Consider the following 14,812-nt stretch of genomic DNA (forward strand, 5'->3'; position numbering starts at 1 on the left):
CGGACCACGAGCCGCGCCGTCGTGAGCGGCACACCCCCGAGAACATGGTTGAATCTCGCCCGTGACTACAGCGACCGCACGGCCGCGACGCATCATGATCGTGACCGACGCCTGGGAGCCGCAGGTGAACGGCGTCGCCACGGCCCTGGCCCGCACGGTCACCGAGCTGCGCCGGATGGGCTGCGCCGTCGAGGTGGTCACGCCCTGGGACGGTTACCGGACCCTCCCGCTGATCACCTACTCCGAGATCCGCGTGCCGATCATGGCGCGCGACGACGTGGAACGCCGCTTCCTGGAGTTCGCGCCCGACGCCGTGCACATCGCCACCGAGGGTCCGCTCGGCTGGTACGCCCGCGCCGTGTGCGACCACTTCGGCTTCCCGTTCACCACCAGCTACCACACCCGGTTCCCCGAGTACGTGACCGCACGCTGGTCGTGGATCCCGCTGTGGGCCGGCTACCGCTACGTGCGCAGGTTCCACGACAAGTCCGGCGCCGTGCTGGTCACCACGGCGACCATGCGCGAACAGCTCACCCGGTGGCGCATCCCCAACGTCACGCCCTGGAGCCTCGGCGTGGACACCGAGCAGTTCCACCCCCGGCACCGGGCGGCCGACCGGGAGTCCGGCGTCTACCGGGACCTGACCGGACCCGTCTTCCTCTACGTGGGACGGCTCGCCGTGGAGAAGAACGTCGAGGCGTTCCTCGACCTGGACCTGCCGGGGCCGAAGGTGGTGGTGGGCGACGGACCCGCCCGCGCCGCCCTTCAGGCCGCCTACCCGGAGGCACACTTCCGGGGCCGCCGGTCGGGCGACGACCTCGCCCGGCACTTCGCCGACGCCGACGTGCTCGTGTTCCCGAGCCGCACCGACACGTTCGGGCTCGTCATCCTGGAGGCGATGGCGTCCGGCACGCCGGTGGCCGGCTTCGATGCGCCCGGGCCCCGCGACCTCGTCCCTGGTTCGGGTGCGGGCGCCGTCGACGAGGACCTGCGGGCCGCGTGCCTCGCCGCGCTGGAGTGCTCACGCGCACAGGCCCGGCGGTACGCCGAGCTCTACTCGTGGCGGGCCTGCGCCGAGGCGTTCCACGACCGGCTCGACGTGCCGCCCCCGCCGGTGCGGGAGCGCATCTGGGTCCGCGGGATCCAGCGGCTGCCGGGCGGCGGCCTGCCGTCCCTGAGCATGCCGAGCCTGACCATGCCCACCATCACGCTGCCCAGCATCACCCTGCCCGGCCTGACGCGGCCGGTGCGCAAGCCCAGCCTGACGTTCCGCTCGGCCCGCGACCTCGGTCAGCGCATGCACCCGGCGCGGCTCCCGGAGCTGCTGCCCGACGACGTGCCCGGCACGGTCCGCCGCGCCGTGACCCGGGTCCGCGGGATCGCTAGAGACCGACCCACTCGGACTCGCCGTCGGTGAACTGCTGCTTCTTCCAGATCGGCACCTCGGCCTTGATCCGCTCGACCAGCAGCGAGCACGCCTCGAACGCCTCCTTGCGGTGCCCGGCGGACGCCGCCGCCACGAGCGCGACGTCGCCGATCTCCAGGTGCCCGTACCGGTGCGCCGCGGCGACGCGCAGACCCGTCTCGGCGGACACCGCGGCGCACACCTGGCGCAGCACGGCGCTCGCGTCGGGGTGCGCCTCGTAGTCGAGGCTGGTGACGTCCCGGCCGCCGTCCTCGTCCCGGACCACACCACGGAACGTGACCACGGCCCCGCACTCGGGCGCCGCCACGGCGGCCTCGACGGCCCGTCCGACGGTCTCGTCCAGCACGTCCTCGGTCACGCGCACTACCTCGTCCACCAGCGCTCCTTCGTCCTCCGGGCCCTCGGCGGGGCCGGCGTGCGGCGTCACAGCGGCCACGTGGCCACCTCTGCACCCGGGTCGAGCGTAGTCGCGGCCGCGGGCACGTCGATCAGCACGTCCGCAGCCGCCATCGAGGCCACCAGGTGCGAACCCGGCCCGCCGACGACGGCGACCCGCGGCGCCGCGCCCGCCTCGTGCACCCACCGCCCGCGCAGGAGCTGACGGCGGCCGGCCGGAGAGCCGACGGCGCCGTCGAGCACCGCGGGCACCCGGTCCACGGGCGGCAGGCCCCCGGCCCGGCGCAGGAGGTCGCGCAGGAAGACCACGAACGAGACCTGGGCGCTCACCGGGTTGCCAGGGAAGGCGAGCACCGGACGGCCGCCGACCCGGCCGAGGCCCTGCGGTCCCCCGGGCTGCATGGCCACGGAACGGAACGTCACCTCGGGCAGGGCGTCCTTGACCACCTCGTAGGCCCCCTGGCTCACGCCCCCGGTCGTCAGCACGAGGTCGCACAGCGCCGCCGCCCGCTCCAGCGTGGCACGCACGATCTCCGGCTCGTCGGGCACGCTCACGCGCATGCCGACCCGCGCCCCGGCGGCGCGCACGGCGGCCTCCAGCGCGGGCCCGTTGGCGTCCCAGATCTGGCCCGGACCGGGTTCGGCGTCCGGCGGGACCAGCTCGCTCCCCGTGGACACGACCGCCACCGACACCGGCACGAGGACGGACAGCCGGGTGATGCCGCACGCGGCCGCCGCGGCCACGTGGTGCGGTGCCAGCACGGTGCCCGCGCGCAGCACGACGGCGCCGGCCGCGACGTCGGACCCGGGCTCCCGCACGAACTCGCCGACGGCGCGCGACCGGGTCACGGCGACGGTCGCCGCGGGGATGCCGGCCGCCCCGTTGAAGGTGTGGTGGTCGGTGTCCTCCACCGGGACCACGGCGTCTGCACCGTCGGGCACGGGGGCGCCCGTCATGATGCGCACCGCGGTGCCGGGCTCCAGCGGTTCCGGTTCACCCGGCGCGGCGGCGACGTCGCCCACCACGGGCAGGGTGACGGGCGTGCCCGGGGCGGCCGGGGCGACGTCCGCGGCGTGCACCGCGAACCCGTCCATCTGCGAGTTGCGGAAGCGGGGCAGCGCGCCGGGTGCCGTGACGTCCTGCGCCAGGACACGCCCCAGCACGTCGGGACCGACCGGCACCTCCTCGACGGGACGTTCGGCGAGCGGCGCGAGAAGCTCCGCGACGTCGGCCCGATGCTGTTCCACGACCACGCGATCACCCATGTCCGCAACCTATCCCGGCACCACGCGAGCCTCCGCACCGGCGCGTCCCGCTCTGGCGCGGGAGCCGGACGTGACGCAAGAATCGACCATGCACATCCACGCGCTGAGCAACAACGGGACCACCCCCGACGGCGCACTGGTGCGCCGCGACGCGCAGACCCACGACGGGCTGCGCGTGCTCGACTCCGTGCTCGCCATGCGGCCCACGCCCGACGTGGTGCTGCGGGCCCGGCAGCGCGTGGAGTACGACGGCGACATCCGCCACTGGGTGCGCTACTCGCTGCAGCGCGAACCCGGGGGCGTGGACGTCGCGTTCGAGCGCTCGGAGCTGCCGCCCGGCGTCGGGGACGGCGTGCCGTCCTTCGCCCGGTACCTGCTGGTGCTGGAGCTCGCGTCGGTGGGCGCGTGGGTCGAGTACACGCAGCTCGACGACGCGGACCCCACGCGCGCGCAGCACGCGCTGCTCGTCCGCACCGACACGCAACCGCTGGTGCTGCCGGACGGCGTCTCGACGTCGGCGATGCGCATTGACCAGCTCCTGGACGGCGTGCCCGCCAACGCGTTCTGGTGCGACGCGTTCGGAGTGCTCCAGGCGGACTACATCGAGCGGTTCCCCGACGGCAGCCAGGTCACGGGGATCTCCTGGCGCACCACGTGGGAGGGCATCGAACCCTGGCTCGACGCCGAGGTGCGCGGGGCGCTGGACGCCTCGGGGATCCTGGTGCAGCCGTAGGGGCTGGGGCCGGTGGGGCGGGTGCGCCGGGGGTGGTGCGGGTGGCGGGGGTGGGAGTGGCTGGTGTGGGTCCGCTCGGTCCAGCTGATGTGAGCCCGGCGGACGTGGACCCCGCTGATGCGGACCCGGCGGACGTTGACCCCGCGGACGTGGACCCCGCGGACGTTGACCCCGCTGACGTTGACCCCGCTGACGTGACCGGCCTGATAAGTGGCCCGCGGCCTGCCTGATGTGTGACCGGGCTGATGTGTGACCAGGCCGATGTGCGACCAGGCCGATGTGTGACCACCGCCTGGTGTGCGGCTGACCAAGGCGGGCGTCTTCGGTCACCTGCCCGGCTCGGACCGCGATGTTCGGTCCCTTGCCGCGAGATCGGCCCACCGCCGGGCCGATCTCGCGGCAAGGGACCGAACACGCAGCCGGCGCAGATGCATCTGACCGAAGCCACCACACCGAACCGCCCCGACGCACGGCCCGCTCCTGGATCTGGGGCCGCATCGCCCACCGGGGCCGCATCGCCCACCGGGGCCGCACCTACCGGTGCAGATGCGCCTTGTGCCCCACCGCCGCCGAGACGTCGCTCTCGGCGACCGCGAGCAGCCGGTCCGCGAGCCGCCGCAACGCCCGGCCCGCCGCGATCTCGTCGCCGATCATCGGCACCTCGGGGTCCTGGGGCGCCTTCCGCGCGTGCCCGACGCCGCGCAGCGACTCCGGCGGGCCGTTCATCACCATCGCCTCCGCCGTGGTGCTGTCTCCGGACTCGACCACGGTGATCCGCACGTCCCAGGTGAGCGCGCGCCCCGGGTGAGCGGGCTCCGCCGTCGTGCTCCCGGTCGGCGCGCCCGGGTCGACGATCGTGTCCGCGCCCGGGAAGACGAGCGTCTCCTCGCCCGTGTCGGACCACCTGACCCGGTACGGCGGCGACCCGTCGTCGTGGGGACACTCGGTCACCACGCCGTCACGCACCGCGCCGCCGACCACTCCCGAGGCCGTCACTATCCGGTCGCCCACTGCTGCCTTCATGGGTCCTCCTCGCGTCGTTGCGGTCCTCCCATCATCGCTCCGTTCGGGCCGGTGCGTCAGGTGGTCGTTTGATGCGGCTGTCACGCGGGCGACTCCCGGCCGTGACGAAGAAGTGGGACGCTGACGGAGAGGTGCCCGGCGGGTTCCGACAGCGGGCCGGAACGGGCTCGGCGTGCCGGGCGGACGAACGGGAGTGCCGAGCGGGCGTACACGAGCGCCGAATGTGCCGAGCGGGCGTACACGAGTGCCGGGCTCGTGATCGGAAGGAGGTGCGCCGCATGCTGGATCTGCTGCCGCAGCTGCTGGACTGGTGGCGCACCGGCGAGCGCGCCGCCGTCGCCACGGTGGTGCGCACGTTCCGGTCGGCGCCACGTGAACCAGGCGCCGCGATGGCCGTCGGACCGGGCGGCGAGGTGATCGGCTCCGTGTCCGGCGGATGCGTCGAGGGCGCGGTGTACGACGTGTGCCTGGAGGTCGCCGAGACCGGCCGCCCCGCACTGGTCCGCTACGGCGTGTCCGACGAGGCGGCTTTCGACGTCGGTCTGACCTGCGGCGGGACCATCGAGCTCTTCGTCGCGCCGCTCTCCCGTGCCGCCTGGCCGGACTTCGATACGTTCGCGCGGCGGGCGATCGGACGCACGACGCCGGGTAGCGGCGCCACGAGGAGCACCCACGCCGACGCGGCAGCCGGCGGCGGCGTCTGCCTGGCCACGGTCGTGGCCGCACCGGGCGGTACGACGGTGGGTCGGCACCTGATCGTCCTCGAGGCCGCACCAGCCGAACCCGGCACCAGCACCAGCCCCGGTCCGGGGTTCCCGCCCGGACCCGCGCCTGCGCCCGGGCTGGGCGGCGCAGGGCTCGACGCCGCAAGGCTCGGCGACACAGAGCTAGACGCCGCAAGGCTCGACAACGCAGGGCTCGACGCCGCAGAACTCAGCAACGCGGGGCTAGGCAACGCAGGGCTGGGCAACGCGGACCTCGACGCCGCCGTCACCGCGGACGCCGTCGGGCAGATCACCGCGGGACTCTCCACGCTCCGGGAGTACGGGCCGCACGGCGAGCGCACGGGTACCGGAACGCAAGTCTTCCTCCAGGTGTTCGCACCCCGCCCGCGCCTGCTCGTGTTCGGTGCCATCGACTTCGCCGCCGCGATGACCCGCGCCGGACGGCTGCTGGGCTACCACGTCACCGTCTGTGACGCGCGCCCCGTCTTCACCACGGCACAGCGTTTCCCGGAGGCGGACGAGCTGGTCGTGGACTGGCCGCACCGCTACCTCGCCGCCGAGATCGAGGCCGGACGGGTGTCCGGACGCGACGCCGTCTGCGTGCTCACCCACGACCCGAAGTTCGACGTGCCGCTGCTGCGCACCGCGCTCACCGGTCTGCCCGCCGGCACGTACGTGGGCGCGATGGGCTCCCGCCGTGCGCACGCGGAACGCCAGGCGCAGTTGATCGAGGACGGCGTACCGCCCGAGGCGCTGGCGAGACTTCGCAGCCCGATCGGCCTCGACCTGGGCGCCCGCACCCCGGACGAGACAGCGGTCTCCATCGCGGCCGAGATGATCGCGACCCGCTCGGGCGCCTCGGCCAGACCGCTGCGCGAGACCCACGGCCCGATCCACGGGTGACCTGTCGGTCCTGGCCCGACCTGCGCAGCGGACCTCGCAGCCCGCACGGCCACCACCGTCCTAGGCTGCAGCCATGCCAGAGCACGTACAGACCGTCGTCCCGCCCAGGCTCCGCCGTGGCGACACCCTCCGTGTGATCGCGCCCGCGCGGTCCCGGACCATGGTCATGGAGCACGACAACACCCGGTGGATCGACGAGCGGTTCGCCGCCATGGGGCTCACGCTCACGTTCGGTGAGCACGTGGACGAGGACGACCAGTTCCGCAGCAGCACCGTCGAGCACCGCGTCGCGGACCTGCACGCCGCGTTCGCCGACCCGTCCGTGGCGGGGATCCTGACCGTGATCGGCGGCTTCAACAGCAACGAGCTGCTGCCGTACCTGGACTTCGACCTGATCGCGGCGAACCCGAAGGTCTTCTGCGGCTACTCGGACATCACCGCGCTGCAGAACGCGATCCTCGCGCGCACCGGTCTGGTCACGTACTCCGGACCGCACTGGTCGAGCTGGGGCATGCGCGACCACTTCGAGCCCACCGGGGACTGGTTCCGCGCGGCCGTGACCGACGACGCCCCGATCGTCGTGGAGCCCTCGGCCGCCTGGACCGACGACCTGTGGTTCGCCGACCAGGACGCCCGCACGCCCGTACCGAACGAGGGCTGGTGGCCGCTGCGGCCGGGGCGGGCCGCGGGCCGGGTCGTCGGCGGCAACCTGAGCACGCTGGCGCTGCTGCACGGCACCCCGTACCTGCCCTCGCTGGACGGCGCGCTCCTGTTCCTGGAGGACGACTTCGAGTCCGACGCCGCCCACGTGGCCCGCCACCTCACGGCCCTGCTCCAGCAGCCGGGCGCGGACGGCGTCGCCGGCCTGGTGATCGGCCGGTTCCAGGCGAGCTCCGGCGTGACGCGCGAGGCGCTCGACGAGATCGTCGCGCGTCAGCCCGCCCTGCGCGGCAAGCCGGTCCTGGCGGGCGTGGACTTCGGGCACACCAGCCCGCTGCTCACCCTCCCGGTGGGCGGCACGGCGGAGGTCGCCGTCGGCCCGGACGAGGCAACGCTGACGATCACCCGCCACTGACCTCGTGATCCCAGGGCGGCGTCCGCCGTCGGCGAACCCGGAAATTGAGTCGGGTCGACTCAGGTTGTACCGGTCATCAGACCCCGCCCGAGGAGGACATCATGACCACCGTTCTGACCCGTTCCCCGTTCGCCCACACCTGGCTCCGCGACCCGTGGAGCCAGCCGCTGGCCGCCGAGGGCCCCGTGCCCGCGGCCGACGTCTACCGTGAGGGCGAGGACCTCGTCGCCCGCCTCGACCTGCCGGGCGTGAACCCGGCCGACGACATCACCGTCGAGGTCGAGGGCCGCAAGCTCGTCGTGCGTGGCGAGCGCAAGGACCAGCGCTCGGAGGAGTCCGAGGGCCGCCGCATCTCGGAGGTCCGCTTCGGCTCCTTCCGCCGCACCGTCACGCTGCCGAAGGCCGTGGACGGCGACGCCGTCCGCGCGTCCTACGACGCGGGCGTGCTGACGGTCACCGTGCCGGGCGTCTTCGCCGGCACGACGCCGCAGCGCATCGAGGTCACCACCGCCGCCTGATCCCAGGCGCTCCACCGACGGCGCCCGACCGCTCCCCGCGGCCGGGCGCCGTCGTCGTGTACGGGGCCTTTTCACCCCTTCCGGCGCGGCACGCCGTGGACGCCGTCGGGGAAAACCCGTATGTGCCGGTCAGATCGTTGTCTGCCGCGAAACGGCGCCAAATACTTCTCCTGAGCACCGCACCCGTCGCGCCCCAGCGCAGCGGGAGGACATGTCCGCGAAGGAGCGTTCGATGCGTCGCACCAGACACCGCACCACCCGCACCGCACTGGTGGCCACGGCCGCCCTGTCGCTCGTCCTGTCGGCCTCGCTCGCGGCCTCGGCGGCCGCACCGCGCGCCGGCGACGCCGGGCCCACCGCGGACGACGCCGCCGCACCGGCCGCATCCGCCCAGGACCTGGCGGCGGCCCTGACCTGGTCGGACGAGTTCGACGGCGCTGCCGGCAGCGCGCCCAACGCCGCCAACTGGAACCACGAGACCGGAGCGGGCGGCTGGGGCAACAACGAGCTGCAGAACTACGTGAACTCGCGCCAGAACTCCGCGCTGGACGGCAACGGCAACCTCGTCATCACGGCACGGCAGGACGGCAACGGCGGGTACACCTCCGCGCGTCTGACCACCAAGGGCAAGGTCCAGCCGCAGTACGGTCGCCTGGAGGCGCGCATCAAGATCCCGCGCGGGCAGGGCATCTGGCCGGCGTTCTGGATGCTGGGGGCGCAGTTCCCGAGCACGCCGTGGCCGAACTCGGGCGAGATCGACATCATGGAGAACATCGGCCGCGAGCCGCACCTGGTGCACGGCACGCTGCACGGCCCCGGGTATTCCGGCGGCAACCCCATCACCGGGCAGTACATGCACCCGCAGGGCTGGTCGTTCGCCGACGACTTCCACACCTTCGCCGTCGACTGGAGCCCCAACTCCATCACCTGGCTCGTGGACGGCGTCGCCTACCAGACGTTCACCCCGGCCAACACCGGGAGCAACCCCTGGGTCTTCAACCAGCCGTTCTTCTTCATCCTGAACGTCGCCGTCGGCGGCAACTGGCCCGGATACCCGGACGGCACCACCCAGTTCCCGCAGCAGATGGTGGTCGACTACGTGCGCGTCTACGACTCCACCGGCGGCGGGGGCAGCCGCACCGGCACCGTCACGGCGTCCAACGGCATCTGCCTCGACGTGGCCGGCGCCAACACCGCCAACGGCACGCCGATCCAGCTCGCCTGGTGCAACGGCAACGCCGCCCAGCAGTGGACGGTCGGCACCGACGGCACCGTCCGCGCGCTGGGCAAGTGCCTGGACGTCTCGGGCGGCGGCACCGCGGCCGGCACCCCGGTCCAGCTCTGGGACTGCAACGGCACCGGGGCGCAGCAGTGGACCGCCGTGAGCGGCACCCAGGCACTGCGCAACCCGCAGTCCGGGCGCTGCCTCCAGCCCGTGGGCCGGGTGCAGAACGACGGCACCCGCACGGAGATCGCCAACTGCGACGGGAGCACTGTTCAGCGCTGGACGCTGCCCTAGCGGGTTTCCGGGCCCGCGCGATGAGGGACTTGCCGACCGGCGTCGGGTAGCGGGCACGCCGACCGGCGTCGGGTAGCGGGCACGCCGAGCCGCGGGGTGGGCGCGCCGACCCGTGGGGTGGCGGGCGCGCCAGCCTGAGCGGGGTGGCACGCGTGACACCCCTCCGATAGTGCGCTTCTACCCAGTCATCAGGCCCAGAAACCGACGCGATCCTGGGCCTGATGACTGGGTAGAAGCGCACCTTTCTGTGGCGACGCCGGCATGCCGAGCATTCGACCGACCCTGGTGGTCCGACCGTCAGGATCAGGAGCACGCCGCAGCAGGAGCGCACCGCAGCAGGAGCACGCCGCAGCAGGAGCGCCGCAACGGCGCACCGAAGCAGCGCGTCGCGTCAGCTCGCGGGCCGCCGCGCCAGGGCTGCCGCACCCACGACCGTCGCATCGCCACCGAGAGCAGCACGACGCACCTCGACCCGGTGCCCCGACACGGGCGGCGCCTCGCGGAGCCGCGCCAGGAGGGCGGGTTCCAGCAGGTCCCACGCGCGCGCCAGGCCGCCGCCCACCACCACGTGGCCGACGTCGAGCAGTGCGGCCACGACGAGCACCGCCGACCCGACGGCGTGCCCCGCGTCCGCGTGCACCCGGAGCGCCACCGGGTCCCCGGCCCGAGCCCGGACCTCGATCTCGGCCGCACCGACGGGCCCGGACCCACCCCGTTCGCCCAAGCCCTGGTCTCGCCTGTCCAAGCCCCGGTCAGCCGAACCAACCTCGGCCGAACCCAGCCCACCCGAACCCAGCCCGTCCAAGACCCGCCCGTCCGAACCAACCCCGTCCAAACCGACCCCGTCCGAACCGACCCCGTCCGAACCGACCCCGTCCGAACCAACCCCGTCCGAACCTCGCCCAGCAGGCGCCACCCCCTCGTCCGACACCCCCTCGTCCGACACCCCCGCAGGCCACACCCCCGCAGCCCCCACCCCCTCCGACACCAGCTCCGCGTACCGCCGCTCCACCGACCGCCCCGACGCCAGCGTCTCCAGGTGCCCCCGCTGCCCGCAGGTGCACGGTGCGTCGCCGAACCCGGGCATGTGCCCGATCTCCCCGGCCGCACCGGCGCCCCGGTACAGCCCGCCGTCCAGCCACAGCGCGCCCCCGACGCCGGTGCCGAGCGCGATGCCCGCCGCCGACCGGACACCGCGGACCGCACCCCAGGTCGCCTCCCCGACGAGGAACGCGTCCACGTCGTTCGCGACCGTGACCGGCAGACCGGTCCGGGACGCGAGCCCGGAACGCAGGTCCGTGCCCACCCAGCCGACGAACGAGTCGCTCGCCGCCAGCACCTCGCCCGTCCCGGGGTCCACGACGCCCGCCGCGCCGACGCCGACCGCCGCCACCGGCACCCCGGCCGACGCCGCGGCACGCGCCACCAGGTCCGCCGAGACGTCGAGCATCGCCGCACCGCCCGACGGCGTCGGCGCGGTCGCCGAGGCGAGCACCTCACCACCCGGTGTGACCACGGCGGCGCGGATCTTGGTGCCGCCGATGTCGACGCCGGCGGTCGGTGCGCCCGTCACCCGACACCGAGCCGCAGCCGGGCCTCGCGCCGCTCGCGCTGCGCCGTCGGGTCCGGGGTCGGCACCGAGGCCAGCAGCTCGGCGGTGTACACGTCGCGCGGTGCGGCGAACACCTCCGCCGTGGGGCCGCTCTCCACCAGGCGCCCGCCGCGCAGCACGGCCACGCGGTCGGTCAGCTCGTGCACGACGCCGAGGTCGTGGCTGATGAACAGGCAGCCGAAGCCCAGCTCCGCGTGCAGGTCGCGCAGCAGGCCCAGCACCTCGGCCTGCACGGACACGTCGAGGGCGCTCGTGGGCTCGTCGGCCACCAGGAGGCGGGGTCGCAACGCCAGCGCCCGGGCCAGGCCGATGCGCTGCCGCTGCCCGCCGGAGAACTCGTGCGGGTAGCGGCGCTCGGCCCCGGCGGGGAGGCGCACGGCGTCGAGCAGCTCGCGGACCCGCGCGCGACGTTCGGCGGCGGACGGCCGCCGCCCGTCGCGGCCGTGGATGACCAGCGGTTCCGCGATCGACTCACCCACGAGCCGGCGCGGGTCCAGCGAGGCGCCCGGGTCCTGGAACACGACGCCGACGTCGGCCAGCAGACGCCGCCGCGCGCGGCCCCGGGCACGGCCCACGGACGCGCCGAGCAGCAGCACCTCGCCCTCGGACGGAGACAGCAGGCCGAGGCACGCGCGCCCCGCCGTCGACTTGCCCGAGCCGGACTCGCCGACCAGACCCAGCATCTCGCCCGCGTGCACCGTCAGGTCCAGCCGCTCGACGGCGCGCACGTGCCGGCCCGCCACCCGGTAGTCGAGGCTGACGCCGCGCAGGTCCAGCACGACCTCCCGCTCGTCGACGGAGCCCGCCTCGCCGGCAGATCCAGAGCCGGCAGATACCGCGGCACCGACCCCGGGACGTGCATCGTCCGTCGTACCAGGACCGTCACCCGGACCGGAGCCGACACCGGCCACCCGCCCCTCGGCGCGCTCCGTACCCCGCTCCACGACCCGCCCGGCCGGCGGCACCGCCGGCACCGCGTCGAGCAGCGTGCGCGTGTACTCGTGCTCCGGTGCGAGGAGCACCTGCTCCACCGGCCCGTGCTCCACGATCCGTCCGGCGCGCATCACGGCCACCTCGTCCGCGAGGTCGGCGACCACGCCCATGTTGTGCGTGACCAGCAGCAACGCGGTCCCCCGCTCCGCCACGAGCGAGCGCAGCAGGTCGAGGATCCCGGCCTGCACGGTGACGTCGAGCGCCGTCGTCGGCTCGTCCGCGACGATGAGACGCGGCTCGCAGGCCAGCGCGATCGCGATGACCACCCGCTGCCGCTGCCCGCCCGAGAGCTCGTGCGGGTACTGCCGCGCCCGCCGCTCCGCCTCGGGGATGCCCACGGAACGCAGCAGCTCGACGGCGCGCTCGCGGGCGGCGGCCCGGGACACCGGCTCGTGGTTCAGCACCGCCTCCGCGATCTGGTCGCCGAGGGTCATGGTCGGGTTGAGCGCCGTCATCGGCTCCTGGAACACCATGGACGCCACGCGACCGCGCAGGTCCACCAGCTGCTCCTCGGGTGTGGTCACCACGTCGCGGAGACCGTCGTCGTCGGCCAGCTCGACCGAGCCCGCGACGCGGGCCGTGCCGGGCAGCAGGCCCAGGACGGACAGCGACGTGACGCTCTTGCCCGAGCCGGACTCGCCCACCAGCGCGACCACCCGGCCCCGCGCCACCTCCAGGTCGATGCCCCGCACGGCGGGCACCTCCCCGGAGTCGGTGGTGAACGTGACGTCCAGGTCCCGGATGCGCAGTACGACCTCGCTCATGCCGCCCTCCCCTTCACGTCCACGACGTCGCGCAGCCCGTCGCCCACGAAGTTCAGGGCGCACACCACGACCACGATCGCGAGGCCGGGCGGCAGGATGAGCCACCAGGCGCCCTGGTAGATGTAGTTGATGCCGTCGTTGAGCATCGCGCCCCAGTCCGTGGTGGGCGGCTGCACGCCCATCCCCAGGAAGCTGATGTAGGCCACGAGCAGGATGGCGTCGGCCACCTGGAAGGTCGCGTTCACCACCACGGTGCCCACGGTGTTGGGGATGACGTGCGTCAGCACGGTGCGACCGTGGGAGGCACCCATCGCGCGGGCCGCCACCACGTAGTCGCGGGTGCGGACCGACAGGGCCTCTGCGCGGATCAGCCGGGCCGGGACCAGCCAGGACACCAGGCCGAGCACGACGATCATCATGCCGACCGTCGGCCGCACGATGGTGGAGAGCACCAGCAGCAGGAAGATCGCCGGGATCGCGATGCCGGCGTCGACCACCCGCATCATGACGGCGTCCACGACGCCGCCCACGTAGCCGGCCACGGCGCCCCACAGGGTGCCCACCACCGTCGCGAGCGCCCCGGCCAGCACGCCGACCAGCAGCGACACCCGCCCGGCGACCATGAGCCGGCCCAGGTTGTCGTAGCCGAGCGCGTCGGTGCCCAGCGGGTGCCCGTCGGCGCCGGGCGGCAGGTTGGCGGCGCCGAGGTCGGTCGCGACCTGCTCGGTGGGGTACACGAGCGGGCCGACCAGCACGAACAGCACCAGCACGGCGAGCGCGACGGCGCCCACCACGGCCAGCCGGTTGCGGGCGAACCTGCGCAGCGCGGTCATCGCAGTCCTCCCCGGGTGCGCGGGTCCAGGAGGGCCTGGACCAGGTCGGCCAGCAGGGAGCCCACGACGGTGGCCACCGAGATGACCAGCACGCAGCCCAGCAGCACCGGGAAGTCGCTGCTCTGCGCGGCGCTCCAGAACAGCAGGCCCATGCCCGGGTAGTTGAAGAGCTGCTCGACCACGAGCGCCCCGCCGAACATGACGGGCAGGTAGTAGCCCAGCATCGCGACCACCGGGGTGAGCGAGTTGCGCAGCACGTGCCGCAGCACCACGCGGCGGTAGACGGTGCCCTTGGCGCGGGCGGTGCGCACGTAGTCCTCGCCCAGGTTGTCCAGCGTCGCGGAGCGCATGTACCGGCTGAACGTGGCCACGATCGGCACGGCGCCCGTGAGCACCGGCAGCACCAGCGCGGCCGGCTGTGCCAGCACCTCGGCGACCCCTGTGCCCTGCGGCGCCGCCGCCGGGAACAGCCCGGCGGTCTGGCTGAGCAGCAGGATCAGGAGCATGCCCAGGAAGAAGGTGGGTGTCGAGTAGGCGACGATCGCGAGCGTCGAGAGCCAGTAGTCGACGGCGCGGTTGCGGCGCACGGCCTGGTAGACGCCGGCCGGCACGGCGATCAGCACCGCGACCACGAGCGAGAGCCCGGTGAGCAGCAGCGTCTTGGGCAGCCGCAGCGCGATCGCGTCGGCCACCGACTGGTTGAGCAGGTAGGACTCCCCGAGGTCGCCCGTCAGCGAGCGCCCGAGGAACGACAGGTACTGGAGCACCACGGGCTGGTCCAGGCCGTTGGCGGCCTCGAAGGCGGCGATCTGCTCGGGCGTGGCCTGCTGCCCGAGCACGCCGCGGGCGGGTCCGCCCGGCAGCGCGTGCAGCAGTGCGAACACGATGACGCTGACCACGAGGATCACGACGAGGGCCTGGAGCACGCGCCGGATCAGGAAGCGGCCGAAGCCGCCGCGCGCCGCCCGGGTGGGCGGCACGACGGCGACCTCGGCCCCGCTCTGGGCGGGGATGGCTGTCGTCATG

General features: G+C 74.0%; 13 protein-coding genes. 6 read left to right on the plus strand and 7 right to left on the minus strand.

What is annotated here, in order from left to right:
- The first annotated feature begins 61 nt into the window (after positions 1-61).
- Positions 62-1,417 carry a glycosyltransferase family 4 protein gene (locus ACIBBF_RS14030; protein ID WP_397414153.1) on the plus strand — a complete coding sequence of 452 codons (1,356 nt, stop codon included), beginning with the start codon at positions 62-64 and terminating at the stop codon, positions 1,415-1,417.
- Here ACIBBF_RS14030 and ACIBBF_RS14035 read toward each other — a convergent pair.
- Together ACIBBF_RS14035 and glp are read right to left on the minus strand one after the other, a co-directional pair.
- Positions 1,383-1,805: a molybdenum cofactor biosynthesis protein MoaE gene (locus ACIBBF_RS14035; protein WP_397414407.1), complete on the minus strand. Its 423-nt coding sequence runs from the start codon at positions 1,803-1,805 to the stop codon at positions 1,383-1,385. The two genes, ACIBBF_RS14030 and ACIBBF_RS14035, sit on opposite strands and share 35 nt — an antisense overlap.
- Positions 1,806-1,849: 44 nt before the next feature.
- The gene (glp, locus tag ACIBBF_RS14040; protein WP_397414155.1) at positions 1,850-3,088 is read right to left on the minus strand and encodes a gephyrin-like molybdotransferase Glp; all 1,239 of its coding nucleotides are present in this window, start codon (positions 3,086-3,088) and stop codon (positions 1,850-1,852) included.
- A gap of 88 nt (positions 3,089-3,176) precedes the next feature.
- Between glp and ACIBBF_RS14045 the strand changes: the two genes are divergently transcribed.
- Positions 3,177-3,821, plus strand: coding sequence for a hypothetical protein (locus tag ACIBBF_RS14045; RefSeq protein ID WP_397414157.1), 645 nt, complete (start codon positions 3,177-3,179; stop codon positions 3,819-3,821).
- 534 nt (positions 3,822-4,355) lie between these two features.
- Here the strand turns inward: ACIBBF_RS14045 and ACIBBF_RS14050 are convergent.
- The gene (locus ACIBBF_RS14050) at positions 4,356-4,844 is read right to left on the minus strand and encodes a dsRBD fold-containing protein (protein ID WP_397414159.1); all 489 of its coding nucleotides are present in this window, start codon (positions 4,842-4,844) and stop codon (positions 4,356-4,358) included.
- Between the two features lie 278 nt (positions 4,845-5,122).
- Here ACIBBF_RS14050 and ACIBBF_RS14055 point away from each other — a divergent pair, with 278 nt between their 5' ends.
- The 4 genes from ACIBBF_RS14055 to ACIBBF_RS14070 all read left to right on the plus strand — a co-directional run bounded on the left by ACIBBF_RS14055 (position 5,123) and on the right by ACIBBF_RS14070 (position 9,584).
- A complete protein-coding gene (locus ACIBBF_RS14055; protein ID WP_397414161.1) occupies positions 5,123-6,472 on the plus strand; it encodes an XdhC family protein in 1,350 nt (449 codons plus the stop codon).
- A 73-nt stretch (positions 6,473-6,545) separates the two neighbouring features.
- On the plus strand, positions 6,546-7,547 hold the full coding sequence (locus tag ACIBBF_RS14060) for an LD-carboxypeptidase (RefSeq protein ID WP_397414164.1): 1,002 nt from the start codon (positions 6,546-6,548) through the stop codon (positions 7,545-7,547).
- Positions 7,548-7,648: 101 nt separating this feature from the next.
- The gene (locus ACIBBF_RS14065) at positions 7,649-8,065 is read left to right on the plus strand and encodes an Hsp20/alpha crystallin family protein (protein ID WP_397414166.1); all 417 of its coding nucleotides are present in this window, start codon (positions 7,649-7,651) and stop codon (positions 8,063-8,065) included.
- A 232-nt stretch (positions 8,066-8,297) separates the two neighbouring features.
- The gene (locus ACIBBF_RS14070; RefSeq protein WP_397414168.1) at positions 8,298-9,584 is read left to right on the plus strand and encodes a family 16 glycosylhydrolase; all 1,287 of its coding nucleotides are present in this window, start codon (positions 8,298-8,300) and stop codon (positions 9,582-9,584) included.
- Positions 9,585-9,975: 391 nt separating this feature from the next.
- Here the strand turns inward: ACIBBF_RS14070 and ACIBBF_RS14075 are convergent, their stop codons facing one another.
- From ACIBBF_RS14075 to ACIBBF_RS14090, 4 genes are read right to left on the minus strand one after another with little or no spacing between them, the layout of a single operon-like run.
- Positions 9,976-11,157, minus strand: coding sequence for an ROK family protein (locus tag ACIBBF_RS14075; protein ID WP_397414170.1), 1,182 nt, complete (start codon positions 11,155-11,157; stop codon positions 9,976-9,978).
- Positions 11,154-12,953 carry a dipeptide ABC transporter ATP-binding protein gene (locus tag ACIBBF_RS14080; RefSeq protein WP_397414172.1) on the minus strand — a complete coding sequence of 600 codons (1,800 nt, stop codon included), beginning with the start codon at positions 12,951-12,953 and terminating at the stop codon, positions 11,154-11,156. Before ACIBBF_RS14080 ends, ACIBBF_RS14075 begins: the two co-directional genes overlap by 4 nt.
- On the minus strand, positions 12,950-13,786 hold the full coding sequence (locus ACIBBF_RS14085; protein ID WP_397414175.1) for an ABC transporter permease: 837 nt from the start codon (positions 13,784-13,786) through the stop codon (positions 12,950-12,952). Before ACIBBF_RS14085 ends, ACIBBF_RS14080 begins: the two co-directional genes overlap by 4 nt.
- Entirely contained in the window at positions 13,783-14,811 is a 1,029-nt protein-coding gene (locus ACIBBF_RS14090; RefSeq protein ID WP_397414177.1) for an ABC transporter permease, read from the minus strand. The genes ACIBBF_RS14085 and ACIBBF_RS14090 overlap by 4 nt, the downstream gene beginning before the upstream one ends.
- Between the last annotated feature and the right edge of the window lies 1 nt (position 14,812).

Origin of the sequence: Promicromonospora sp. NPDC050880 (genome assembly GCF_044456525.1) — a bacterium.
Lineage (GTDB): Bacteria > Actinomycetota > Actinomycetes > Actinomycetales > Cellulomonadaceae > Promicromonospora.

Bases quoted from the DNA above. Each gene is read 5' to 3' on its own strand.
- glp (WP_397414155.1), bottom strand. From the start codon at position 3,088: ATGGGTGATCGCGTGGTCGTGGAACAGCATCGGGCCGACGTCGCGGAG.
- ACIBBF_RS14045 (WP_397414157.1), top strand. From the start codon at position 3,177: ATGCACATCCACGCGCTGAGCAACAACGGGACCACCCCCGACGGCGCA.
- ACIBBF_RS14050 (WP_397414159.1), bottom strand. From the start codon at position 4,844: ATGAAGGCAGCAGTGGGCGACCGGATAGTGACGGCCTCGGGAGTGGTC.
- ACIBBF_RS14055 (WP_397414161.1), top strand. From the start codon at position 5,123: ATGCTGGATCTGCTGCCGCAGCTGCTGGACTGGTGGCGCACCGGCGAG.
- ACIBBF_RS14060 (WP_397414164.1), top strand. From the start codon at position 6,546: ATGCCAGAGCACGTACAGACCGTCGTCCCGCCCAGGCTCCGCCGTGGC.
- ACIBBF_RS14065 (WP_397414166.1), top strand. From the start codon at position 7,649: ATGACCACCGTTCTGACCCGTTCCCCGTTCGCCCACACCTGGCTCCGC.
- ACIBBF_RS14070 (WP_397414168.1), top strand. From the start codon at position 8,298: ATGCGTCGCACCAGACACCGCACCACCCGCACCGCACTGGTGGCCACG.
- ACIBBF_RS14080 (WP_397414172.1), bottom strand. From the start codon at position 12,953: ATGAGCGAGGTCGTACTGCGCATCCGGGACCTGGACGTCACGTTCACC.
- ACIBBF_RS14085 (WP_397414175.1), bottom strand. From the start codon at position 13,786: ATGACCGCGCTGCGCAGGTTCGCCCGCAACCGGCTGGCCGTGGTGGGC.
- ACIBBF_RS14090 (WP_397414177.1), bottom strand. From the start codon at position 14,811: ATGACGACAGCCATCCCCGCCCAGAGCGGGGCCGAGGTCGCCGTCGTG.